The organism is Mesorhizobium sp. P3_B5, from assembly GCF_056402815.1.
The window spans coordinates 72,557-97,262 of record NZ_JBFUGR010000006.1; the positions used below are offsets into that span (position 1 = coordinate 72,557).

General features: G+C 59.7%; 19 protein-coding genes. 7 read left to right on the forward strand and 12 right to left on the reverse strand.

Annotated elements, in window-relative coordinates; genetic code table 11:
• The first annotated feature begins 84 nt into the window (after positions 1–84).
• Entirely contained in the window at positions 85–852 is a 768-nt protein-coding gene (gene radC, locus AC1DVW_RS16950) for a RadC family protein (RefSeq protein WP_477324498.1), read from the forward strand.
• A 44-nt stretch (positions 853–896) separates the two neighbouring features.
• On the opposite strand, the gene AC1DVW_RS16955 is transcribed toward radC, so the two are convergent.
• On the reverse strand, positions 897–2,396 hold the full coding sequence (locus tag AC1DVW_RS16955; RefSeq protein WP_477324500.1) for a hypothetical protein: 1,500 nt from the start codon (positions 2,394–2,396) through the stop codon (positions 897–899).
• Positions 2,397–2,844: 448 nt separating this feature from the next.
• Between AC1DVW_RS16955 and AC1DVW_RS16960 the strand changes: the two genes are divergently transcribed.
• The 3 genes from AC1DVW_RS16960 (at position 2,845) to AC1DVW_RS16970 (ending at position 6,379) form a co-directional block, all read left to right on the forward strand.
• Positions 2,845–3,069 carry a hypothetical protein gene (locus tag AC1DVW_RS16960; protein WP_477247467.1) on the forward strand — a complete coding sequence of 75 codons (225 nt, stop codon included), beginning with the start codon at positions 2,845–2,847 and terminating at the stop codon, positions 3,067–3,069.
• A 744-nt stretch (positions 3,070–3,813) separates the two neighbouring features.
• Complete coding sequence (locus AC1DVW_RS16965; protein ID WP_477324502.1) at positions 3,814–4,572, forward strand: LuxR C-terminal-related transcriptional regulator; 759 nt, start codon at positions 3,814–3,816, stop codon at positions 4,570–4,572.
• A gap of 388 nt (positions 4,573–4,960) precedes the next feature.
• Complete coding sequence (locus tag AC1DVW_RS16970; RefSeq protein WP_477324504.1) at positions 4,961–6,379, forward strand: glutamate-1-semialdehyde 2,1-aminomutase; 1,419 nt, start codon at positions 4,961–4,963, stop codon at positions 6,377–6,379.
• Between the two features lie 196 nt (positions 6,380–6,575).
• On the opposite strand, the gene AC1DVW_RS16975 is transcribed toward AC1DVW_RS16970, so the two are convergent.
• From AC1DVW_RS16975 to AC1DVW_RS16990, 4 genes are all read right to left on the reverse strand, one after another.
• A complete protein-coding gene (locus AC1DVW_RS16975; RefSeq protein WP_477247473.1) occupies positions 6,576–6,854 on the reverse strand; it encodes a hypothetical protein in 279 nt (92 codons plus the stop codon).
• Between the two features lie 201 nt (positions 6,855–7,055).
• Entirely contained in the window at positions 7,056–7,709 is a 654-nt protein-coding gene (locus AC1DVW_RS16980; RefSeq protein WP_477269877.1) for a PIG-L deacetylase family protein, read from the reverse strand.
• Positions 7,706–8,521, reverse strand: coding sequence for a sugar phosphate nucleotidyltransferase (locus AC1DVW_RS16985; RefSeq protein ID WP_477247476.1), 816 nt, complete (start codon positions 8,519–8,521; stop codon positions 7,706–7,708). Before AC1DVW_RS16985 ends, AC1DVW_RS16980 begins: the two co-directional genes overlap by 4 nt.
• Positions 8,518–9,813, reverse strand: a complete 1,296-nt coding sequence (locus tag AC1DVW_RS16990) for a methyltransferase domain-containing protein (protein ID WP_477324965.1) — start codon at positions 9,811–9,813, stop codon at positions 8,518–8,520. The genes AC1DVW_RS16985 and AC1DVW_RS16990 overlap by 4 nt, the downstream gene beginning before the upstream one ends.
• A 367-nt stretch (positions 9,814–10,180) precedes the next feature.
• Between AC1DVW_RS16990 and rfbC the strand changes: the two genes are divergently transcribed.
• Positions 10,181–10,732: a dTDP-4-dehydrorhamnose 3,5-epimerase gene (gene rfbC / locus AC1DVW_RS16995; protein WP_477324506.1), complete on the forward strand. Its 552-nt coding sequence runs from the start codon at positions 10,181–10,183 to the stop codon at positions 10,730–10,732.
• On the opposite strand, the gene AC1DVW_RS17000 is transcribed toward rfbC, so the two are convergent.
• The gene (locus AC1DVW_RS17000; protein WP_477324507.1) at positions 10,727–12,046 is read right to left on the reverse strand and encodes a DUF4910 domain-containing protein; all 1,320 of its coding nucleotides are present in this window, start codon (positions 12,044–12,046) and stop codon (positions 10,727–10,729) included. The genes rfbC and AC1DVW_RS17000 overlap by 6 nt on opposite strands.
• 5 nt (positions 12,047–12,051) lie before the next feature.
• Positions 12,052–13,110: an NAD-dependent epimerase/dehydratase family protein gene (locus AC1DVW_RS17005; RefSeq protein ID WP_477324509.1), complete on the reverse strand. Its 1,059-nt coding sequence runs from the start codon at positions 13,108–13,110 to the stop codon at positions 12,052–12,054.
• Positions 13,111–13,558: 448 nt separating this feature from the next.
• On the opposite strand from AC1DVW_RS17005, the gene AC1DVW_RS17010 reads away from it, so the two are divergent.
• A complete protein-coding gene (locus AC1DVW_RS17010) occupies positions 13,559–14,764 on the forward strand; it encodes an acyltransferase family protein (protein ID WP_477324511.1) in 1,206 nt (401 codons plus the stop codon).
• A gap of 84 nt (positions 14,765–14,848) precedes the next feature.
• Here the strand turns inward: AC1DVW_RS17010 and AC1DVW_RS17015 are convergent, their stop codons facing one another.
• The 5 genes from AC1DVW_RS17015 to AC1DVW_RS17035 all read right to left on the reverse strand — a co-directional run bounded on the left by AC1DVW_RS17015 (position 14,849) and on the right by AC1DVW_RS17035 (position 22,782).
• Positions 14,849–16,741, reverse strand: coding sequence for an outer membrane protein assembly factor BamB family protein (locus tag AC1DVW_RS17015; protein WP_477269884.1), 1,893 nt, complete (start codon positions 16,739–16,741; stop codon positions 14,849–14,851).
• 714 nt (positions 16,742–17,455) lie between these two features.
• Positions 17,456–18,751 (reverse strand): polysaccharide pyruvyl transferase family protein, encoded by a 1,296-nt coding sequence (locus tag AC1DVW_RS17020; protein WP_477269885.1) that lies wholly within the window; start codon positions 18,749–18,751, stop codon positions 17,456–17,458.
• A complete protein-coding gene (locus AC1DVW_RS17025) occupies positions 18,748–20,094 on the reverse strand; it encodes a glycoside hydrolase family 140 protein (protein WP_477324513.1) in 1,347 nt (448 codons plus the stop codon). The genes AC1DVW_RS17020 and AC1DVW_RS17025 overlap by 4 nt, the downstream gene beginning before the upstream one ends.
• A gap of 27 nt (positions 20,095–20,121) precedes the next feature.
• Positions 20,122–21,555 carry a DUF4214 domain-containing protein gene (locus tag AC1DVW_RS17030; RefSeq protein ID WP_477324515.1) on the reverse strand — a complete coding sequence of 478 codons (1,434 nt, stop codon included), beginning with the start codon at positions 21,553–21,555 and terminating at the stop codon, positions 20,122–20,124.
• Positions 21,556–21,723: 168 nt separating this feature from the next.
• A complete protein-coding gene (locus AC1DVW_RS17035; protein ID WP_477324517.1) occupies positions 21,724–22,782 on the reverse strand; it encodes an acyltransferase family protein in 1,059 nt (352 codons plus the stop codon).
• A gap of 403 nt (positions 22,783–23,185) precedes the next feature.
• On the opposite strand from AC1DVW_RS17035, the gene AC1DVW_RS17040 reads away from it, so the two are divergent.
• Positions 23,186–24,649 (forward strand): oligosaccharide flippase family protein, encoded by a 1,464-nt coding sequence (locus tag AC1DVW_RS17040; RefSeq protein ID WP_477324519.1) that lies wholly within the window; start codon positions 23,186–23,188, stop codon positions 24,647–24,649.
• The last annotated feature ends 57 nt before the right edge of the window (positions 24,650–24,706 follow it).

Below are 24,706 nucleotides of genomic sequence, written 5' to 3' on the forward strand. Positions count from 1 at the left end.
TCACCGCCGGCTCGTCGCCGAAAAGCACTCGACCGCTGCCGGCCTGTCGCTCTAGTCTTATGCGAAAGCCTTTCGGGGGGATGGATGGGGAAGAGCGAAGAGGACGAACGGGGGTTCTTCTCCGAGCGGTGGATTGAACCGCCAGCGAGGGACAAGGCGCCAAAGGACAAATCGGATGAGAAGCCGCACTATCACGGTCATCGCGATCGCTTGCGCGAGCGCTTCGTTGCCGGCGGCGCGGATGCCCTGCCCGACTACGAGCTTCTCGAACTGCTGCTGTTTCGCCTGATACCGCGCGTAGACACCAAGCCGATCGCCAAGGCCCTTTTGGCGCGCTTCGGCACTTTTGGCGAAGTGCTTGGCGCGCCGGTGGCGCTGCTGCAGGAGGTGAAGGGCATCGGCCCCGCTGTGGCCGTCGATCTGAAGGTGATTGCCGCTGCCGCGCAGCGCATGGCGCGCACTGAGGTCCGCGACCGCGAGGTGCTGTCCAACTGGACGCAGCTTCTTGCCTATTGCCGCTCGGCAATGGCATTCGAGAACCGCGAACAGTTCCGTATCCTGTTCCTCGACAAGAAGAACGTGCTGATCGCCGACGAGGTGCAGCAGGTCGGCACCGTCGATCACACGCCGGTCTATCCGCGTGAAGTGATCAAGCGCGCGCTCGAACTGTCGGCCAGCGCCGTCATCCTGGTGCACAACCATCCTTCCGGCGACCCGACACCGTCCCGCGCCGACATCGAAATGACCAAGCAGATCATCGACAGCGCCAAGCCGCTCGGCATCGCCGTCCATGACCACATCATCATCGGCAAGAAGGGCAATGCCTCGATGAAGGGCTTGCTGTTGATCTGAGCGAGCGTGACGACTTCCGGCGCATCACCGCGGTCAAACGGATCTCATTCCCGGTTGATCGATCCTGCCGCAGGTGTCCACGTGGCTCCTACACCACGAGCGAGGAAGCCCTCATGAGTCTCTGCCCCTGCCGTTGCCTGATGTCCGGTGGTTCGCCCAAGCGCCGCCATGGTGCGCCGGGCGCGAACCCTCGTGGCGGAAACGACGGCAAGTGCGATGAAAAAGAGGATGCCTGGATCGGCACTGCCACCTGACACCGAGCTGGCAATTATGCCTGCGAGGGAAGCATTTCTGACGCTTGTCACGACCGCATCAGTTTCGGGGTCCACCCATTTCCGCATCCGCCCCATTCCGCTGACCAGGACGCCGAGCAGGATCGCCATCATCGACGATCCGAACAAGCCAAGTTGCGAAAGCACCGCGATCGGCCAGCTCGATGCCCTTGAGCTGCCGAAACCAACGCCAAGGCCGCTGGTGTCGAGGAAGGATTGCAGGCTCTTTACGTTCCAATAGGTGCGCTCATGTGCTGAGGCAGAATCCGCTTTGTCGATGATGGTGCTGTTAATCAGCCTGACGAAGGGGTCCAAGGCCTCGGTGTGGTAAAGGCTAATGCCCATTATGGCGACCACGCCCATCACCATGAGAGCGGTTATCAGTATCTCCTCGCGCTCAACCCGCCCCTTGAGGACCGAGACCAACATCGAGAAGGCGACTGGAATGCACAGGAGGGTGAGGCCGATGTAGGCGGTCGATGAAGTCGACAGAATGGTCAGGAAGAGCAGGATGCCCGCCAACCACTGGGCAAGGCGTGATTTGGTCTTTCTCCAATAGGTGTAACAGAATGCCAGGCAGGCGAGGGAAGCGCCGGCAAAGGAAGAGGCTTCCGAAAAAGCTCCCGTGATCCGCACGAATCCCGCCTCGACCGCTTGTGTCATAAGTGCGTAGTTGGCGGTTCTAATCGGGGCCAGCAAGTCTCCCGCTCCTGCATTCTTGCCGATAAGATCGACCAGCCCCATGCCCGCGTGCAGACCGCACCACAAGAAGAAGCCGCGGCGGACCTGGTCAATCCTGTTGGAGTGCAGCAGCAACACACAAAGCGCGATGGCGGTGAGCCCACCAAGAATGAAGTAGCCCGTCTGGGAAGTATTGCCTGAAACCGGGGCCAGAGACGCTTCGACGACCGCAACCCGGGTTTTCGACTGCACGAAGACGGCGGTTTGTCCTGCGAAGAATCTTGGAAACAGCCATGCTCCGATGATTGCGTAAGCCATCAGGCTTGTTAGAATCCAGACCGGGCGCATGCTTCCGAACACGCTTCCGAGATCGAACCAGATGCGACGTCTCGCAGCAACGGCCGTGACGAGCAAGGCCGCAAATATGGTGTAGATCAGCGGAGACGACCCACCTAAAAAGGTCAGCGTCATGACGGCCGTCGCACCGAATGCCTGGGAAGCGACCAGCCCGATGATCAGCATTCCCCTGGAATAGTAGGCAACGACCAAAATAGCCACGGCCACCAGCAGCCCCGGCAAGGACATCTGCATTGCTGACCGAGCCTCCCGCTTGGTTTGGCCCCGGGTTATGCGGACGCGTGAAGCAGTCCGACGGCCCATCTTTCGGCAGATGGATATGCCGGGCAAGAGAGCCAAAGGGCGTAGCCTGCCACCCGCATCTGCAGGACACGACAGATACTCCTGCCTATGATGGGAACCAAAGGGAGGTCGTCCGCTCGGCGGAGGCTTGAAGCCCGAATGGCTGCATGTCCGCGATGGCGGTCTTTTTCGCAAATCCGGCCCACGCCTCCTGCAAACGGCTAACCTCAATTCGCGAACGCCTACTAAAGAACGCCTCGACCAGAGATAGGCGTAATCTATACTAGGATTGCAGGTTGTTTTTGGTGCCAATCGCAAAACCCTGTGCTATTGATGTAATCGTGGGAGCGCTGGGCAACGGGCGGGTTGTTGGAGTTCCGGCACGAGGAGGAGAAGCGGTATGACCATTCAGGTTGTACATAGCGCATTCGGTCCAAGGCAGGTCAGGCAACTTAAGGAAGTTTACGAGCGTGCGCGGGCCGTGGAGGCAAAGTACCCCGAGTCCCACATTGCCAGCAAAGCCGCCAAACGGCTGATAGCCGCTTTCGAAGCCGTGATCCGGACGGACGGAACGGTTCTGGACGTGCAGTGGCTAAGCGAGGCTGAGCCTCAAGGAAACGCCTGAGATCATCCAGCGTCCGCAAAGCCATCGGGCAGACCGTTAATTTCTGTCGACGCCCCTGCAGGCGAATCCTGCTTGCCGTTCCAAATCAAACTTCTCTGAAAACTGGCCTGACCGCGTGTTCGCCGCGCGGAGCGATAGGGGAGCCGTTGGGCGGGCAGTGACTCCCCTATCCTGTCTCCGCGTTTTCGCTGCAGACAGGCCGCGTAAGCGTTGAGCAGACGCCGGCATTCCAATGTTCAGCCTGGCACATATACCGTCAACGAAGCTTTTGGAGGGTCAGCGAAGCTTTTGGAGGTAATATCTAATGTTGTCAGAGGATACGAGCTGGTCCCACTTCCGCCTATCGGATGAGGACCGGCCGAACAGTCGCAATCGGAGTGATCTGCTTGGCTGATTGGCTGACGGCATGATCTGTCCGACAAGGTACGGTGCTGACCGAGCGTCCCATCCTGTGTCTTCAAGGGATCGCAGCGCCCTGGGAGCCAGCTTGGCTACGCCTTTTTGAAGACTTAAAAATTTTTATAAAATTAACCTAAGTTAGAGACTGCTTATTAATTACCCATAGACTGATCAAGCTGTTCTAGGTGGCTGCAGTGGGGAACTGCTCAAGGCTCCAAGCTGGCGTGATCCAGCCTGAAGCTTTCGAGTGGAATGGGTATCAAAGTTCAATCCAAAAGAATGACTGAGCTCTAGCTCTATTGGCCGCCACAAGGCAGATCGCGTTGGGGAAAGGCGGGTACTAGTATGGGTTCTACAGTTGGATTGCACAATTACACTTCCACAAATCAGACAGGAGTTCCGTCCGGCGGAACGGAAAATGTCCCCGAACAGGCAGGCAGGCAATGCCTCCTCATCCTGGACGGAAGGGCCCTAGACCGCGAGTGTCTCGCATCGGCCCTCGAGGACCATGAACTTGGCATGGCGGTCGTCGCCATGGGTTCGATCGAAGAATGGCGCGTGAAAAAGGGTTCGGCCCCTCCTCTTGCCGCCATACTCTTCAACCTTGGCGGCAGGAAAGTCACCGACCATGGCATCGCGGACGAGATCAAGCATATCTCATCCGAGTTCAAGTCAGTGCCGGTGGTTATCCTGGCCGACACCGACGATCTTGCACAGATATTGATGGCTCTCGAATGCGGCGCACGCGGCTACATTCCAACTTCGGTCGGGATCGATGTGTGTGTCGAGGCGATCAACCTTGCAGCAGCGGGAGGCATCTTCGTTCCGGCGAGCAGTGTCCTTTCGATGCGACACCTGATAGATTCAGGCAGTTGCGACACGCGGCCTTTGACGGGCATGTTCACGCTCAGACAGGCTGAGGTCGCCCAGGCGCTCCGGCGCGGCAAGGCGAACAAGATCATCGCCTACGAACTGAATCTGCGCGAAAGCACAGTGAAGGTCCACATCCGAAACATCATGAAGAAGCTGAAGGCGACCAACCGGACGGAAGTCGCCTACAAGGTCAACGATCTCTTCGCAGACGGAGCTCTGGTTGAAGAGTGATCGCGAGTGACAGGACGGCCCGCCTTGGTGAAATCCTGGCGGGCCGCGTCTGCATTGTTTTGATACAAATTCGTTGATCTTGCGAAGGTAGTGGGACCTCCGTTGGAGTGAATGGCATTCGGGAGCCGCGACGAACACGGCCGCGATCCGATGCGGTTCGTTGCCCGTGCTTCCTGGTAGTGTACTGTCGCTGGATTATGACGCGGTGCTCGAAACGCTCGGGTTCGCCGCGGTGATCTCGTTCTGAGCCCTGAAAACCGTTCCATCGCGCGGTGTCAAAGCCAGTGCCCGCCTCGGTATCCACCATAAGTTCTAACCGATGACCTTATGGAGAACGCGAAATCCCGAGCCGAAAATGTAGACTTGCTGCCGGAATGGAGTGGTCGGCATGTCTGAGCAAAACCTTCGTTTTCACAAATCCGTCCGCCTGCAGGAACGCGGCCGCGAACTGATCCCGGGCGGCAGTCACACCTACGCGAAAGGCGAGGACCAGTTTCCCGTCCTTGCGCCAGGCTTCATCGAGCGTGGTTTGGGGTGCCATGTCTGGGACGTCGACGGGAACGAGTACATCGAATACGGCATGGGCAACCGTTCTGTAGGGCTGGGGCACGCCTATCCGACCGTACTCAGAGCAGTGGAGGCGGCCCTCCACGGCGGCTCCAATTTCACGCGGCCCGCCAGGATCGAGGTCGACTGCGCCGAGACTTTCTTGGAGCTCGTCGGTGCGCAGATGGTGAAGTTCTGCAAGGACGGATCGGATGCGACTTCGGGGGCCGTCCGCCTTGCCCGCGCCTACACGGGTCGCGATCTCGTTGCCTGCTGCGCCGACCATCCTTTCTTTTCGACAGACGACTGGTTCATCGGAACCACGCCGATGAATGCCGGAATTCCGGAGGTGGTCCGAAACCTAACCGTCACTTTCCGTTACAACGACATCGCCAGCGTAAAGGATCTGTTCGACAGGCACCCCGGCAAGCTGGCCGCGCTCATCCTCGAGCCTTCCCGCGGCGACGATCCGGTGGACGGGTTCCTGCATCAAGTCCAGCGTCTCTGCAAGGAAAGGGGCGCGCTGCTTATTCTCGACGAGATGATCACCGGGTTCAGGTGGCATGTGGCCGGGGCGCAGAAGCTCTATGGCATCGATCCGGACTTGTCGACATTTGGCAAGGCGCTTGGTAACGGGTTTTCGGTCTCCGCCCTCGCGGGCAAACGCGAATACATGCGTCTCGGCGGCCTCGAACATACGGACCGCCCAAGGGTGTTTCTGCTGTCTACCACGCACGGCGCTGAGACCCATGCGCTTGCAGCGGCGATCGCGACCATGCGGACTTATCAAAACGAGTCCGTGATCGAACACCTGCACCGTCAGGGGACGAAACTGAGGGAGGGGATCGACGAGGTCGCCAGACGGCATGGGGTGGATGGGCACTTCAAGGTCGTCGGCCGTCCCTGCTGTCTGGCATATGCCACGCTCGACCCCAACGGCAAGCCGTCGCAGGCATACCGCTCGCTGTTCCTGCAGGAGACGATCCGGCGTGGAGTGCTCATGCCGTCGCTCGTCGTCAGCTACACTCACGACGACGCGGCAATCATGAAGACGATAGAAGTCGTCGACGGTGCGCTGGCGGTGTATGCGCGGGCCCTGGAATCGGGAACGAGCCGTTTCTTGGTAGGCCGCCCCTCGCAGGTCGTCTTCCGCCGTTTTAACAATGGCGATGAACGAGCTGAAATTACTACTCCAGAACCTCAAGCCACGAGCAATGCGACCAGGAGGCAATCAGAAACCCGGCTCGCGGTGACATCTTGACGCCGCGAAAGCATTGCTTTCTCGCATTTCCCTAAGTCCATTTCCCTAAGTCAAGGAAGGAGCCGTTTCCGCACAAGGCGACGGGATTTCACTTCGTTTTGGAATCGATAGGTAAGTCTGTCTGACAGACGAGGTATCAGGACACGGGCCTCGCTGGGACCTTCACAGGGCAGCTTGCTGCAGCGGAATCCGCCGGTCAATCTACAACGGGAACAGGCTCGGGGAAGGTGTGTCTGCCCACCCATTTGATGGCTTCCTCGATCGTATCGAAGTTCTTGTGCTGACCGCTCAGCAACCCGAATCCGGTCTCGAGGAACCATTTGCCTTTCGTGCAATAAGCTTCCTCATCGATCTGGGTAAGGACGGCAACCAGTTGGTCGGATTTCCACACCAGAACACCGGATTCTCCGCCCTCGACCGTTCCGATCCGCGCTTCGCTAAGCGAAAATCCACGAGCAATCTCTTCTTTGCCCACGTTGATGCTTCCCCAACTTCAAAATGGATTGTAAAAATCCGGCAGCTTGAATGGCTGCTTCTGGAGGTATCTTTTTCGGCCTTTTCGCCAACGGCGACTGACGAGTTTGTTAGCAGATCGCCCCGTGAGTTCAATGCCCTTTCACTCGATTTGTTCGTTGATCCACCGATAGTTTTTTTGCGAGAGAATGTGTGAGAACTTCTAAAGAATTTTGGCCTTTCGGAGCGTGAAAGCCTCGGCGAAATGCTCGGGTGCCCGGCATTCCATCCCACGCAACCTCGCAAGCCCGGCGAATGTCTCGCGGTCGAACCAGTCCTTGGAGCGCTGCGTCCCGAAGTGCTCATGGAGGAGTTCGATCTTGCGTTCCAGCACGGCGGCCGTGAGCGGCACGTAGGCATTGGGCTGGCTGAGGTCACCATCCCATTTCGGGATCTCGTATTCGAGCACCAAGTGATCGCGGAAGATGTTCCAGGTCAATTGGTTGACCTCCCGATGGTCCTGATGGGCGTCGAACCTGGCGTGGGTTAACACCACGTCGGGATGAACCCGTGATCTCACATCCATCAGCCACTGCTTTATCGATCGACTATGGGCGGGAAAGTAGCTGTCTTCGAAATCCGCAACGTCGACTGTGGACGAGCGCGATCCTTCGAGAAAGGCCTCGGCCGAAGCCCTTGCTTCCGCCGACCGCTGACCGCCTGCGCTCAGCACACACCAGTGGACGTCCAGTTTGACCCCCGATGCGATCAAGCCGAGTATCGTGCCACCCGCGCCGATCTCGATGTCGTCGGAATGCGCGCCAACACAGAGGATCGAGAGCTCCTCGCCGGGATGTGCGAGGCGAAGCCCTCTCATGAGGCGGCCAGTACCACGTTGCGTCTGTTTTTTTCGGCGGTGACCCTCATGTTCCAGGGCATGTCGCCTTTTTCGACCATGTCTTCGAGCGATTGCCAATCACGCAGCGTATCCATCGAACGCCAGAACCCCTCGTGTTTGTATGCCATCAGCATATTGTCATCGATCAGCCGCTTGAAGGGTTCGAGGACGAGTTCCTCGCCGTCGCGCATGTAGTCGAAGATTTCGGGGCGGAATACGAAGTAGCCGCCATTGATCCAGATCTCCGAGGTCTCCGTCGTGCGGAACTCGCGCACGCGGCCATCTTCCGCGATGTCGGCCAGGTGGTATGTCAGCGGCGCGTGCACGGCGAGGAAGCAGCCGATCTTGCCGCTGGCCTCGAACTTCGCGATCACATCATCGAGGTCGACGTCGGTCAGGCCGTCGGAATAATTGGCGAGAAACATCTTCTCGTTCCTGACGTGGTCCCGCGCAGCCCAGAGGCGTTCTCCGATGTTGCGCCAGATGCCTGTGTCGAGCAGGGTGATGCTCCAGTCCTTGACGGTGTCGCCAAGCAGCTTCACGTTCTCGCCCCCATGCGTGACCACGCAATCGGAAAAGGTCTGCGGCCGGGTGTTCAGGAAGAAATCCTTGATGACGTTGGCCTTGTAGCCCAGGCACAAGACGAACTCGTCATGCCCGTAGTCGCTATACCACTGCATGACGTGGCGCAGGATCGGCTGGTGGCCGAGCGGAATCATCGGCTTCGGTATGCTTTCGGAATAGTCGCGGATACGGGTCCCGCGGCCGCCGCAGAAGAGAATGACTTTCATCTCTGTAACTCCGATGGATCAATCACGGTCACGAAAGGAATTGGCACCACGAATTTCGCGTTCCAGGCGGCGACGTGGTGCATCTGCTGGATGATCTCGTCCTTAAGGTTCCACGGAAGGATCAGTATGTAGTCTGGCTTGGCCTGATCGATCGCGTGGATGGGCTTGATCGGGATATGCATGCCCGGCGTGAAGCGGCCGTGCTTGTAGGGATTGCGGTCCACCGTGAAGTCGAGGAAGTCGGTGCCGATGGCGCAGTAGTTGAGCAGCGTGTTGCCTTTGCCAGGCGCGCCATAACCGCAAATCGTCTTGCCCTCGTTCTTGGCCGAGACCAGGAACGCGAGGAGATCGCGCTTCGCGCGCTGCGCCTTGTAGGCGAACGAGGTGTAGGTCGTCATTTCCGTCAACCCATGCCTCTTTTCGCGGTCGAGGAGTTCGGCGACACGGTCATCTGTGGCCCAGCTGCTGTCCTCGTTGGCGAGATAGACGCGAAGCGACCCGCCATGGGTGGGCAGTTCCTCGACGTCGATCAGCCGCAGTCCGTGGCGGGCCGCCATCAGGTCGATCGTCAGCAGCGAGAAATATGAAAAATGCTCGTGGTAGATGGTGTCGAACTGGTTTTCGGCCATCAGCCGTTCGATATGCGGGAATTCGAGGGTGACCACACCCTCTGGTTGGAGCAAGATTTTTATCCCGGCGACGAAGTCGTTCAGGTCGGGCACCTGAGCCAAAACGTTGTTGCCAATAATGAGATCCGCGCGCAGTCCTTCGGCCACCATCTGAAGTGCCAGCCGTACTCCGAAGAAGTCGACCCGGGTGGGCACGCCCTTCTCGATCGCCGCGCGCGCGACATTGGCGGCCGGCTCGACACCCAGGACGGGAACGCCGAGTGGCAGGAAGTGCTGCAGCAGGTAACCGTCATTGCTTGCCAGTTCCACCGCAAAGCTGTGGGCGCCAAGTCCAAGGCGCTTCGTTATCGCCTCGCAATAGGCTTTCGAATGGGCCACCCAGCTTGTCGAAAAGGAAGAGAAATAGGCGTATTCGCTGAAGATGGTCTCGGGGCTCACATACTCCTTGAGCTGCACCAGGTAGCAGCTCTCGCAAACCAGGACGTTGAGCGGAAAATAGAGTTCCATCTGGTCAAGCTGGTCGGCCCGCAGGAAGCTCTCGCATGGAGGCGACATGCCCAGGTCGACCAGTGTGTGGCGCAGGCGCGATCCACAGAGCCTGCAACCGACACCAGGGTGTACCTTGTTGTAGTCGCGAACAATTTCGACAGCCTCAATGTTCATTCCGTACTCCTGTCGCGATGGCGGCTTGAAAAACGGAAGCGCGGTGGCCTGACGATGAACCTGTGCCCGCCGCGCCTCCGTAGGAAGGCTCTCTTTTGGGAGAGTGCTCTTGGTGAGTGCTTCTTTTGCGTCGCAGGTTAGGACGGAGCGCCCAAGGGTTCGATTTGCCAATCCGTTGGGAGCCTTAATCCTTATAGCGAAACGGCGGGCGCATTGGCCGCCGTCAGGACCACCGAACGGGTAGTACGGCCGGCCCGGCATACCGCGATCGGAGAGGCCCTCTAAGGCTTAGGTAGCTCTTCCAGCCGGGCACGCCGTGCCGACAATCGGACTGCCGGTCCTTGCCCGGCCATTGGGGGTTAGGGCGATGCAGTTTACCGAGACTGAGCTGAAGGGTGTCTGGCTGATCGAGCCGACGCCGGTGATTGACGACCGCGGTTCCTTCACCCGCCTCTTCTGCGAAAAAGAGATGGCCGATTGCGGGCTGGCGACACGCTTTGTCCAGCACAGCCGGGCACGTTCGGTCAGAAAGGGAACCCTCCGGGGGCTGCACTATCAGGAGGATCCGTACACCGAGGTGAAGGTCGTCTCCTGTGTCCGCGGCGCGATTTTCGATGTTGTCGTTGACCTGCGCCCGAACTCACCGACACGATACAACTGGCTGGCCTTCGAGCTGACGCCCGAAAACATGAAACAGGTCTACATCCCTGCCGGCTTCGCCCACGGGCTCCAGACCCTGACGGATGATGCCGAGGTCTCATACCTCATATCGCAGTTCTATACGCCTCACGCATCGACGGGCGTCCGCTACAACGACCCTGCCTTTTCGATAGCCTGGCCTTTGATGCCGACGGCGATGTCGGAAAGGGACAGGACGTGGCCGCTGCTCAAGCAGCGGACTGCCGCCGGGGCCTTATGAAGCCGCGCCCAGTATCCCGTGATCCGACAAGAGTTTCGCCGCGGCGGCCAGTTCCCTGAATGGCAGGCCCGAGCGTTCCGCCATCGCCAGAAGCGAATGCTGCCCGTCGGCGAGATTTAACACCCAGAGCAGGGACATCGAGGTGGCGCCCGAAGATTTCTGCCCTCCCAGCGCGGCGTAGAGGCCGCGCTTGCCGAGTTGTGGTTCGCCCTTGGGAAAGAGGTTCAACGGCGTCCAGTCCTCTTCGACGATGTCGATCACATCCGTCAGAATGCGGAAGGAATCCTCCAGGTGCTCCGGCTTGATGAAGTCGAGATTGTCGGCAGACGTGTGGTATTCGGGGAAAGTGCCGTGCACGCTCCGCTGGAACATGCCGACCGGAAGATTGAAGCCGGGCGAACAATATTGCCTCTCGTCATAGCCGTAAGGGGAGAAATCCATCAGCTTTGCCCCGGCTTCACGTCCGAGCACATGGGCCATGGCGCGGTCGATGAAGGCGTCGCCGCGGCGGCTGCGCTTGTATGCCGGGCGTCCTGCATCACCTAGGCATGAAAGCACCAGACCGTGGTCGATGAGATGTGTCCGGTCTTCGTTGCGGGACAGCCACGCGAGCGCGCCGATCGTGCCCGGAGCGAACAGGAAGCGGTAGCTGTATCGTGTTTTCCTTGCCTTCAGGCTCCGCGCAAGGGTCGCCAGCAGGGCCAGGCCTGAACAGTTGTCGTTGGCCAGCGACGGATGGCAGATGTGTGCCGAAAGCAGGAATTCCCGCTCCGTCTGCCCGCGGTGCAGATATTCGCCGTAGGTGAGGCTTCCGTCCTCGAGTTCGGCATCGATCTCCACCCGGTAGAGACCCTCGGGCATCTTGGCCACACGGTCGTGGGCTACGCAGAAGCCCCATGTCGGGGCGAAGTAGGAGGTGCGGTAGGGGATCAAGTCCGGCTGTTCGGGCAATGTATGAATATGCCGCCTCAATTCGTCGAGCGGCAGGGTCCCCTTGACGGGCATGCTGTAGTTGACGACGTGCAGATTGGAGTCGGCAAAGTCCACGACCGTTTGCCCGTCCGGGCCCGTAATGCTCGCCGAGCGGATGCTCCACTCCTGTGGGACAGTCCAGTCGAACAGTTGCGTCCCGGTGGGCACCTCATGCCGTTCCAGGTCAACGTGCTCCGACAGCATATCCAGCGTTCGTCGCACACCGTCTCCGGTGATGCTCCTGCAAATCGGAAAGAGACGTTCCGCCAAGGCATAGATTTCCTGGCCGACGCCGGTGGAAAACGGCGGCAGGCCCAGTCTGTCGGGGTTCAAATGTTCCATTCCGGCTAACCCGCCGCCGCCAGCCTTCGCCGAGGTTCGGTGACCCGCATCCGCTGGTCGAGAAGTCCGTTGGCCAGAAGGTACCGGATGTGACCAATGCGCTGGAAGCGCGGCCCCTCGAATTCGTCGAGAGTGACATTCGACTTGCTATAGGCCTGGTAAAGTTGCTCGGCGCCCCTGCGCGCATCCCATTGCGGCTTGAAGGCAGGAAGAGCGCGCGCGATCTTGTCGAAGTTGACACGGTAGGACCGCTTGTCGGGCCCAGCATCCGCCGCGAATTCAAGCCGGCAGCCCGGCACGACTTCGGCGACAATCTCGGCTATGTCGCGGATCCTGTAGTTGTGGTCCGTCCGTCCGACATTGAAGGCCTCGTTGTGGATGATCTCGCGCGGCGCTTCCAGTCCGGCGATGAACGCCCTTGAAATGTCCTCGATGTGGACGATCGGCCGCCACGGTGTCCCGTCGGACTTCAGGAGGATCACGCCTTTGGTGATGGCCCAGGCGACCAGATTGTTCAGCACGATGTCGAAGCGGAGCCGGGGCGACAGGCCGTAGGCCGTGGCGGGCCGGAAATAGGTGGGAGAGAAGCTGCTGTCGGCCAGTTCTGAAATATCCCGTTCCGAAAGCACCTTGGACCAGCCATAGGCCGTAACCGGGTTCAGCACGGCCGTTTCGTCGACCATTCCGTCGCCCGCCTGTCCGTAGTTGCTGCACGATGACGCAAGCAGGAAGCGCGACACGCCGGCCTCCTTGGCCGCCTTTGCGAAACGGACGGTGCCCCTGTGGTTGATCTCGTAGGTGATGCCCGGATCCAGATCGGACAGTGGATCGTTAGAAAGAGCCGCCAGGTGGATGACGGCATCGAACCCTTCGAGGTCGCGCGCATCCACATCCCTGACGTCCTTCAGGATGGACGGAACGGAAGCCTGCTCCCCGCCCGAAGCAAAGGTGCAGCGCCGGTACAGATCGCTGTCGTAACCCGTCACCGAGTGCCCCGCGCTGAGCAGCATCGGCACCATTACCGAGCCGATATAGCCTTGATGGCCGGTTACCATGACTTTCATCGCACACCTTTTTGTCGAGCGGATATGATCGCGCAGAGGCTACTTGGGCTGAAAACAGTGAGGGAGAACGCTAATGGGCGATCAGGATGCCCCGTTGGACGAAGCTTCGCCGCCGGCTACCTCTTTCGGGTGGTGCGCGCCTAATCCTTTCGGAGGATTAGAGGACGGTCGCCGTATTGCGAGCTTCTATCAGCCTAATCATCGGCCCTTCCCGATCCGAGAGGGAAGTCCATCCGATGCAGATGTGGCTTGCAACTGCCACGGCGATATCCACGGTCCTACTTCTTTCGGCTGCCCGGCGAGCAGCCGCGTGGCCTTCTTAACCGAAAGACTGAAAAGAAATCGCGCCGCGCATGTGGAAAGATAATCGCAAAGTTGATCGGCCTACCGAAACGATCGCTGAGCCGGGCGGTTTCCCGCTAAGGGACGTCGCGGCATGGGAACATGGATGGTCTCACGTTCCGCAACGCTTCAAGACAGTAGCAACCGCATCGGATCAATCGACGCGCTGAGATGTTTCGCAATGACCGCCGTGGTGGCCCAGCACAACGGCCTCCTGCCCTTCGGGTGGACCGGGGTCTGGTTGTTTTTCGTCATCTCTGGTTACGTCGTGACCGTTGCGTTGCTTGGCCGACAGTCTGATTTGCCTGCAAGACGGGGTCTGGCAAGATTTTTCCGCCGCAGAGCCCTCCGGATCGTACCGGTCTACTATGCCTATGTCGGCTTGGGCGTGCTGGTTTGCCTCGCCACCGGAGCCGGCACAGATATTGTTGCCGTGGGGTCGCTGCTGGGCTTCATCAACAATGTCGCCATGGTGCTCGGACGCGGCGAGCTTCCATCGTGGCCAGTAGGGCATTTGTGGACGATTTCAATCGAGATGCAGTTTTATGCCGTCTACGGGTTGCTTTGGTTCCTGGCGTCCCGCCGCACTGTGGTAGTTCTCTTGCTGGTCGCGCTTCTCGCTTCCCCTGTGCTGCGCCTGGCGGCTTCTTTCCTGGTGGCCCACCTTGGATGGGACAGCGAAGCCAGCGCCTACGCAATCTATTCGGGTTCTTTCCTGCATACCGATTCGTTCGCGACGGGCGCGCTGCTGGCCTTGGCGAACCAACGGGGGGTTCTCGGCAGAATCGCACGCCCGCTTGCCGTTGCAGGCGGCGTCACGCTTGCGATCTACGCTTTTGTCTATATCGGCCTGAACTATGCTGCAGGCGATCGAGGCCTGGACGTGTTCCGCAACGTTCTATCCGGTATCCTCTGGGGTCAGTATCGCCAGGTCTTCCTCTATACCGCCATGGCGGCGGCCGCCGGCGGGTCGGTTGCGCTGGCGGCCACTAGGGACCCGTTGATCGATTGGTTTGTCAGGTCGCGGCTACTGCAGCGCATCGGAGAAATCTCCTACGGGGCTTATGTCTACCATCCGCTCGCGATAACGGTCTCCATCCTTCTCATGTCGGCATTTTTCCAGCTGCCGCCGGAAAATTGGTCCATCGGATGGAAAATCACTCGCTTTCTCGCCTCTTACATGCTGACATTGACCACCGCCGAGCTTTCGTTCCGCTATTTCGAAAGCCGCTTCACCCGCCGCCACCAACACGGGCCGCCGCGGTTCCGCACAGATCCGCTGCCGTCCGCCAAGGGCACTACTTTGGTCTGAATCGAGATCCCGCTGATCACGCGTCGGTCATCGACCCGCTCCACGCAATGCAACAACCTCAGTCTTCTCGCCCAAGGCGGTGTCCTATAGTCCGAAGACAAACAGTGCCCGACCGGCTTCGATCGCGATGACCTGCCGACCGTCCACGATAAACGAGATCGGAGCCGCTCTCGTTTCTCCGCCAAGCGGCACGCGCCAAAGCTCACGGCCTGTCGCTGAATCGAGTGCGAACAAGACTCCGCCGGAGGCGCCGAACACCAACCCGCCAGCCGTCGCGAGCAGGCCACTATAGCCTGAGTCCTTTGCGGAGGGCGAGTGGAACTCCCAGCGCCTCTCACCGGTGGCGGCATCGAGCGCTCGCACGGCCCGCAAGGGCGGAGCGACCCACTGGGCTCCGCTGCCGACAAACAGTCCTCCCTGGCCTCGCTCGACATGATCATCATCGGTCTTTGAAAAAACCGACGCCCCCTCGGTCGTTGGCACGAAGACCAGCCCTAGGCTTTGGTCGAAGGCCGGATTTTGCCAGTTCGTTCCGCCTCCTCCTGGTTTTATCAGGCGCCCCGCCGTCGAAACATTCGCGGAAGGGATCGGCCGACCCTTGGCATCAAGGCCGTTTGCCCAATTCTGCTCGACAAAGTTCACGCCGGTCAGGAACTCGCCCGTAGCCCGGTCGAGCACATAGTAGAATCCATTCCTGTTTGCCCAACAAATCACCTTGCGGCTGACGCCGTTGAGGGTGAGGTTGGCGAGGATCGGCGTCTGGTTCGAGTCCCAATCGTGCTCGTCATGCGGCATGAACTGGAAGTGCCAGGCGAGTTTCCCGGTGCTCGCATGCAGCGCGATCACGCTGTCGGTGAACAAGTTGTCGCCTGGCCGTGTGTCACCGGCATAGTCAGGAGCCGGGTTGCCCACGCCCCAGTAAAGCAGATCGAGCGTGGGGTCATAGCTGCCCGTCACCCATGTCGGACCACCACCGGTTCTCCAGGCGTCGCTCTCCCACGTCTCGTGCCCCTGCTCGCCGGGACCGGGGATGGTATAGAACTTCCACAACTGCTTGCCGCTCGCGGGATCATAAGCGGCCAGAAATCCGCGAATGCCGTATTCGCCGCCGGCGACGCCGACCACGACGGCGTTGTTCACGACCAGAGGCGCCCCGGTCATCGTGAAGCCTTCGGAGGGCTTGGCAACCTCGGTTTCCCAGGTTTCCTTCCCGGTATTGGCATCGACGGCGACCAGAACGCCGTCCAACGTACCCATGAAGAGCGTGTGGCCAAGAACGGCAAGCCCCCGGTTTATCCGGCCACAGCACATCGGCAGGTTATCGGCGACAGGCCTGTCGTACTTCCAGATCACCTTGCCCGCATTGGCGTCGAAGGCAACGATGCTGGCCGGCGGCTCGCTGGTGAAGAGCGTTCCGCCGATGACGAGGGGCGTTGCCTCCAAAATCAGGTCATTGGTATCGAACTGGCCTATCCAGCGGAAGTGAAGCCGTGAGACGTTCTCCTTTGTGATTTCGGTAAGCGGCGAATAGCGCCAACCATCCAATGATCCCGAGTAGGTCAACCATTGGCCCGAATTCGCAGCGAGCAGGTCGTCGCTCTTCACGCGGATGTCGAGGCGAGGCGCATTGTCGTTGCTCTTGGCCACATGCTCGGCCTGGAGCGATCGGATGTAGCTGACAACTCTCCAGCGGTCGTCGAACGAAAGATCCGCGTGAGAAGTCATGGGGGTGTTCGGAACTCCGTCCCGCACGACCTTGTAAATGGCAAAATCGCTGTCGCCGTGCCTGAGCGAGCGGTCGAGAAGCGGAGCGTGTGTGCCCGATCCGTCGTGGCAGGCCGCGCATTTGCTGCGAAATATTCCGGCGCCGGCGGCCCGGTCCTCGGCGCTGACAAAGGGATTGATGATCGCCGCATCCAGCGAGCGCGCCTCCGTCACCGCTGGTGTCAGGGTGAACCCGCTCGAGGGGTTCGTCATGCGCAGGAGCTCGGACCAAGACAGATCCGCGACACCCCCGAAAGCCTTTCGGCCGTAAAGCTCAACCCGCCAGGTCAGGGAATGCCAAAACTTCGTACTGCTCACCTCTCCCGAATATTCCCGCAGATTGTCGTATAGTACAATTCCGAAAGCTATGGCGGTTACTATCACCAGTATGAACGAAGATCTGACAAGTGATAATCTTCTCTTAGTCGCGGCACTCATAGCACTTTACCACTTCGAGAATCTGCCATAGACACATTCGAGGGATCTTCCCAACAGCAGCCCGATGTCGAACAGCGCAGGCCGTGGCGATGAGGGCGCGGGGGCGAGCCCGGTACCTGCGTCGTGATTTGGCTGGAGGTTGGGCCGCGCAGATTTCGCCACAGGAGTCGATGCCGCACAGCTATCTGGTTGAATCCACAAAGCGATACTATTTCGCATTGCCGATTGATACCGCCAGGTGTTGAAATTTCCGTTACAAGGAAAGCCCGTCAAGGCCGAATTCGGGCGTTCCTGCGCATGTTGGCCAACAGCCGATCGCATTGCCAAACCTCTGTAGGACCTTGAGCGTTTCACCGTTTCATGGAAGCGCCGAAACCGCCCTAACTCTTTGTTTTGGCGCAATTCCGGACGGAAAACCGCTACGCGCTGTTGCTGGAATTGCCCCAGAGTCGTCGTCGATTACTTGTCCCACTTGCCGCACGGCATACCTCAGCAAACCACACTGGAGAGAAGGCGATGTTCCTGCCCTTCTATCTGGCTCCCGAAATCGGCGAGCCGCTCACCTATCGCCTTTTCAAACTTTTCAAGGTCTGCCGCCAACTGCGAGAACTGCGCGATGAGCCTGTCGACATCCAATGTTTCGACACTCTGGCAGTACGCGCCCAATCCCATTTGATCCATAAGCACGTCGTTCTTGCTGGCGTAGCCAAGCGAGATGGTCGGCCTGCGCATCTTCAGTGCACAGACGATGTTGTGGAAGCGCGTGGCCACGACCACGTCGGTGTGCGCCATCTGCTCCATCACGTCGCCGAGCGAATGGACCTGTCTATGCGCCAGCCTCGAGTCGGGCCTTTGGCTCCTCACGGCCGCCATGACGGCATCGACGGCGATGCTGTCTTCGTCATCGCCGGTAAGAAGCCGGACGTCATGCCCGCTGTCCAGCAGGTGGACGACGAAAATTGCCAGCTTGCCGATGTAGCGCGAAAAGATCGACTGGCCACCTTCGGCAAAACCATACCAGCCGCGATAGGCCATGACGCCGACCCCCACCCTCACCGCCTTCGAAACTGTCCGGGGAACAGGAACTGGTGCGGGCAGCCCAAAGGCCAGGTCCGGATAGATCGCATCGCTACGAGTATCGAAGCCGGCACTCTCCATGAACTGCCTGGACTGGGGGTCCCGATAGGACCTGTAGTGGGCAAGCCGGGCCGCCGAAACCATCAGGAAGCGGCTGAGGCGGTTCCTGATTGGGCCTGCTCCAATGCTGACGAAGGCAACGCGTGTGCCGGCAAGCCGGGCAGCCAGGCACCATTTCAGGATGTCATAGGGCATTCCCGCGGGCCTTTCGCCGAAATCATCCAGAATTCCGGTGCCCGGAAAAATCATCACATCCGCCTGGCGAATGTGCCTGAACGCTCGCACGAAATCAGCTAGCTTTCCCGGAATCTTCAGGAACAGCCGGTTTAGTCTTCCGGACAGCCCGCTTGCCGGACCGTTCCGGCGTATCGGCAAGGTATCGATCCCGAACGTCGCTTTGACGATCTCAGGATCCCGGCAGATACATGAAAGTTCCGCCTCCGGCCGTTCCCGCTTGAGGAACCCGAGCATAGCCTCGAGCGAGCCTTCATTGCCGAGATTGCCGCAGCCGAAAAGTCCGAACAGGACTATTCTTTGACGCTTCCCGCGCAGGCCGGTGCCGTGGCCGATCATGTAGTGACACGCCGGCCTGGTTGCGTCGGCGATCACGAGGCGGTCAAAGCGGTCGGCGTCATTGGTGGCGGTCATTGGCTTTGCACCGGCGGCGAGCGGAGCTCCAGCAGCCAGTCGGCGTGATTGCCTTTTGGCGCATCGAAGTACCGGGCCTGAGCGGAAAATGGCGATCCGGGCACTGTTTCGCTCCCTCCGCTGGAGGGATCGACCCAGCGAGCCGAGACCTGCGGACCGGCGAGCTTTGCGAGATCGAGGGTGACGCCCCTTCCAGCGGTCAGATAGACAAGCGCGAGCGAGCCATCTCTCGTCCGCGCTGCCAGCGTGCGGGCGTGGTAGCTGCCCTGCCCTGCGATCAACAGATCGTCCCAGGTGTCGGGTTCCAGGTCCCACCATCTGATGGACGAGAAATATTCATGCAGGATCTGCATGCTCCGTGCACCGGGACTGTCGAGGGCCTTTTGCCAGGTCAAGTCTCCAGACCAAAGGCCCGGGCCGCCGAAATGCCAGATCGGGTTATTGCCGTAGAGGTGCCCGAAAGCACCGGAGAGGATTGCCTGGTAGGCCTGGACGCGAACCTGGACCTGGTCGGCATCATGTTCGAACTCGTAGGCGCTCTCCATCAGGAAGAAGGGCATGCCCCTGCCGGCATCATGCTCCCTGATCGCTGCCGCATAGACGGGGCCGTACGTGTAGACGTTGTTCAACCTCAGCCAGGGCTCGTGCCCCCAGAATTCCAGGGGAGCCGTTTCAGGGGCGCCGTGGACCGTGCTGAGAGCATCCGGATCCTCTTTCATGACGCCTTGGGCGACGGCGCGGACCAGTTCCTTGTCCGGAGGATCGTAGTCGCCGCCATTGACCCACATGATGTTGTCGAAACGCCGGTAACGGCTGCCGACAAAATGGCCGTAGGCGGCGAGGCTTGCCCGCCCTGCAGCCGCCATTTCCTGATACCAGCCGTCAGCATCGCCGCCATATCCGAGATATGCCGGAACCAGCAGCACCAGGAAGCCGAGATCGCATGCTTTCTGCAGGACGCGGTCGGCATGAGCGAAATAGGCCTCGGTCGGAGCGACGAAATCTCCGCCTTCCGCGAACGGCCTTTCGCCATAGACGTTTGCCGGCGCATTGCGGGAGAAGCGGTGCTCGAGAAGGTTGACCAGTATCGTATTGAACCCGCGCACCTTGCGGTCCTCGAGATAAAGGGAGGCTTCCTCATCCGTCAGATCGGCGATGAGCGACCAGGCCGAGTCGCCTTGCATGAAGAACGGACGACCATCGCGGTCGACCGGATAGGCCTTTCCAGGCTCGACCCTGAGCGGGAACTGCGTCCTGCCGATGCCCTCGCATGCCGAACCCGCGGTCGACATGACCGCGAATGCGATGATGGCGATGAGCATGGAGGCGAGACGCGTTACCATGATGTCCAACTTCCAGCCGGTCTCCTGCTAGCCCGGGGCCGGCACCGCAGATGTTTCACGGGTCGAAGTGTATCGGGAGCTAAACTCCGACGAAGTGACAATGCCGTAGGCGATCATCTCTCGCGTCATGGATCCATCTCGCAACTGAGCTACATACGTCTCCATCCCGTAACCGTCGGCGCTGCGGCCAAGGAGCAACTGGAAAAGAAAATTGACATAGGTGCCATCGGTCAGTCCGATCGTCGCGTATTTCGCTTTGAAATCGTCCGTGCGCATCATTTCCAGGATCATGTCGACAAGCTTGCTGTTGCCGCTTTCCAGCGCTGCCGACCAGCGCTCGACGCTGGCCGCGTCGCCTTCATGGCCGAGGATGAGGCAGTAGGCGAAGCTCGCTTGCCTGACATAGACCGACTTGCCGGCAGCCGTGGTTTGGGGATCGCATTGCCGAAGCGGCTTGGGAGGCGGCTGCGGGCCACGGACCAGGTCACGGACCGTCCTGTAGGCAGGCTTCGGTTCGTCGGCTCTCCATTTGCCATCGGACGCCGCGGTAAGCCTTACCAATCCCATCTTGGCTTCGAAGCTTGGCGCCCAGTAAGTTTCGTCGAGCAACTCATAGATATGCGCGGCCTCGACTTTGTACTTCTCGCTTAGCTCGCGCAGTCGCGTCATCGTCTGCTTGATGCCGTCGGCCTGTTGCCGCTCGCTGCGCTGACTTCCATAGGGATTGTTGAATTCGGTGACCCAGATCGGCTTGCCGTAGCCCGCGATCTCGCGGAAGGCCCATTCCGGGTCGTCACCGTACATGTGCCAGACCGAGATGTCCCAAACGATCCCGTCCTGCTTCATCCGCGCGAAGGCGCCGGTGTGCCCCCAACCGGCGGTGCCCATCGCCTTCCTGATGCCCGGATCGACCTCTGTCATGCCTTCTGACAGACCCCTGAGGACGGCGCTCACCTTCACCCAGCGCGGACCGTAGTAATCGAGCGCTCCCGTTCCTCCTGCGGGCCCCCATGCACAGGGATATTGGGTACCGTCGTCGCGTTTCTCGCAGGGCTTGATGATGGCGTAGGTCTCCATCTCGTTGCCGAGTTCCCAAACACGGATGTCGTCCTTGAACCTTTTTCCCAGAGCGATCGCCAATTTCCGGCTCTTGCCATAGAGTTCCTGCGGACTGTCCTTGTCCAGATCCATCCCCGCCGGGGTGATCACAGGTAGAATTTCGATCCCTCTCGCCTTTCCGGCATCGACCAGGGTGGCAAGCGAATCGGCGTTATCCTCGCCCGCAACATTCACCCGGTAGGAATTGAGCCCGAGGTCCTTGAGGAAGTCGAGCTGCCTTTCGACCGGAATGCCGGGGTAGGCCGTTATCGGATGTCCGTTGACGCCCCAGAGGAGATCAGCAGAAGCAGGCGCAACGGTCGCCAGCAGGCAGGCCACGGCGGTCACAAAACGAACGGACATGGCAAGATCCTCCCTGCCCGATTGCAAATTCAGACCGGATAGTCGGGATTGCGATCACGGGTAGCAATTTGCCCATACGGATGAATGGGTTGCCCACCCTACCCCTTTCGGACGTAACCCTAATCTGAGGCTGCGCCGTTGTGGCAGCCGCCGGTTGGACGACCTTGGTCAACCGCCAACCTCGAGTGGTCGCCGGTTCCGTTGGCGTTTTATGGCCCTGCGGATGAATTCCAGAATTGGTTTTTCCAGCAAGATGTGGGTGAGCACACCGATGATGATGCATACGCATATGACCGCAGGAACGAAGGGAACCTGCGAAACGCCTCCAACAAATGTCGACTTGATCACCCAGCCATATGCCAGCATCACGAAGACGTGAGTGAGATATAGCGCGTAGGATGCGTCGCCAAGCAGCACCGCTGCTCGTCCTGCCCAGGATTGCGGCCGCCCGACGTTGAGAAAAGCCGCCACGATCAGGGTCGCCGGAAGACCCCAGAAGATGACCCGGGAAGCCTCAGACAGACCCTCGGGATGCACCGCGCCGATCGAAGCCACGGCGATCGCGAGAAAGCCGAGCATGCTGACAATTGGCCGGACCCTCCATTTTCCGCCAACGGAAAACAACAATGCCAGAACGATACCGAAACAGAACTCCAGCACGAGAGGGCTGGAGACGAAATCCGCGAACACCCGACTCTGAATTTGTAGTCCAAACACAACACCGAGAACCATCGCGATGATGGTTGCGATCGCAGTGAAATGCATCTTGCCCAACGTAAGGAATATCGAAAATATGAGGTAGAAGTATATTTCGTAGGAAAGCGTCCAAGCAACGAAGACGAGCTTGTCCCCGGGGAACAAAAATATCGAATTCGCGATCACGGACAGGTCGATATTCATATTTCTAAGAAAGCCGACCGCCGATATTGCGATGATGCCGGCGCTGCATATCCAGTACAACGGGAATATGCGCGTTGCCCGCTTGACGATGAAATCCTTCGGGGAATCGGGGGAGCGACCGGGTGGAAAGCTCACATAGACCATGATGAAGCCGCTGATCACGAAGAACAGATCGACCCCAGCCCCGCCGGACGTGGCTATCCAGGAAGGAGTGAAGCGCCCTGCCGATCCGTATGACATTTCGAGGGTATGGCGAACTATGACAACAAAGGCAGCAATGGCGCGAAGCATTTGTAGCCCATACAGCTCGCGATCCAGCCTGTTCATCACGTCCCCCTGCATGCCAGAACAAGGTCAGTGGCTTAGGCGCGGCTGCAAAACAACATATCACTCCGGCGAGGCCTGCTACGTCGTAAGGATATGGTGGTTGGCCGCGACAGAGCGGGCGTCGAGGGCAGGCAACGCCGGCGAGCCATGCCAGAAACGAGGTCCGCTGGTCGTCAAGCAGACCGTGATCTGGACAGCTAAGACCTGTTCTCCAATTTGCCGCCCGAGGTGGTTGTCGCGCGGGGCGTTGATGGTCAGCCATCCTGGCGTTCGTCAGGTTCAATCAAACGTCGGACCTACGCCCTTTTGGCCGCTACTCCGGTCAGGCTATCTGTGGTCTTTCTGCCAGTCTCCTAGCGGGACCGGTAGCGCTGTCCTGGCGCCGCCGACATTCGGGATGGCCATGAACACTGTCAGACGCGCACTTCTTCTGAGCTCAGGCGAACGCTACCTTACAATCGCTTTCAATTTCGCCACCATGGCCGCCGTTTCCCGCATTCTGACTCCTGGCGAAGTCGGGGTCTCGGTAATCTGCCTGGCGATCCTTGGGATGGCGATGTCCGCGCGCGAATTCGCCAGTTCCAGCTTCATTATCCAGCATCCTTCCCTGAGCCGCAAAGACATCCGCGGCGCATTCAGTCTGATGCTCACGGTCTCGCTGGGGATCTCGGTCCTCCTCGTGGCAGCCGCCCCGGCACTGGCGTCCTCTTTCGGCGAAAAAGAGTTGGTTCCCTATCTAAGGGTGGTATCCGTTTGCGTGGTTGTCGACACGGTGGCCATCCAGGTGATCGCCCTGTTGCGGCGCGACATGGCTTTTGGCAAGGTTGCCCTGATCAACGTTTCCGGAGCTGCGACGGCAGGAATTGCGACCGTCGTGCTGGCGCTGGCGGGATTCAGCTACATGAGCTTTGCCTGGGCATGGTTTGCATGCAGCGTCGTCACAGCGCTTCTTGCCCTCGTGCTTTGGCCACACTTGTGGATGTTCAAGCCGACGATCAGCCAATGGCGCGGAATGACCGCTTTTGGCGGCTACAACGGAGCGATGGTGCTTCTGTCGAAAGCATATGAGGCGCTCCCCCCCTTGCTGCTGGGCCGGATGATATCGCCAGGGGCGGCCGCCTTGTTCAGCCGTGGCCTCACGGTATGCCAGATACCCGACAAATTGATCCTCGGCGGGGCCATATCCGTCGTTCTTCCCGCCTTTTCACAGTCACTGAGGGAAGGCACCGACCTGAAACGACCATACTTGGGCGCGCTCGAAATGATCACCTGCCTTCATTGGCCAGTGCTGCTGGCGCTTGCCGCGCTCGCGTATCCGGCTGTTGACATATTGCTCGGCCATCAGTGGAGGGAGGCAGCCCTGCTGGTGCAGATCATCGCCGTCGCGTCGTTGTTTTCCTTCAGCTTCGAACTGAACTACCCGGTGATGGTCGCTATGGGCTCGATTAAGGACATGTTCCTGAGGACGCTGATCGTCGTTCCCGTCTCCATCGCAGTCATGGCGGTGGCTATCCTGTCTGCCGGACTGCATGGCGCCGCATTGAGCCTAATGTTCATCATACCGTTCCAGGCTTTTGTGACTCTGAGTTTCGTGCGCCGACGGCTTTCGATCAAATGGCGCGAACTGGCGACCGCGGTGGGCAAGAGCGCTGCCGTCGCTGCGGCGAGCATAGTCGGCCCGGCCGCCGTTCTGATGGCCAATGGCTTCGACTTTCAGCTTTCACTTGGCCAGGCCATCCTCGCCGGTGCGCTTGCCGCAGCGGGATGGATATGTGGCTTGGTGGCCACGCGTCATCCGCTGCTGGACGAAATGCTAGGCGCCCTGCGGATCTTCCGACACGCGGCCGCGCTGCGGTTCAGCTTCTGACCGAACCTCACCGAATCCATTTGCGATTCCGGACGCACAGCGCCGATTGCCGGTCTT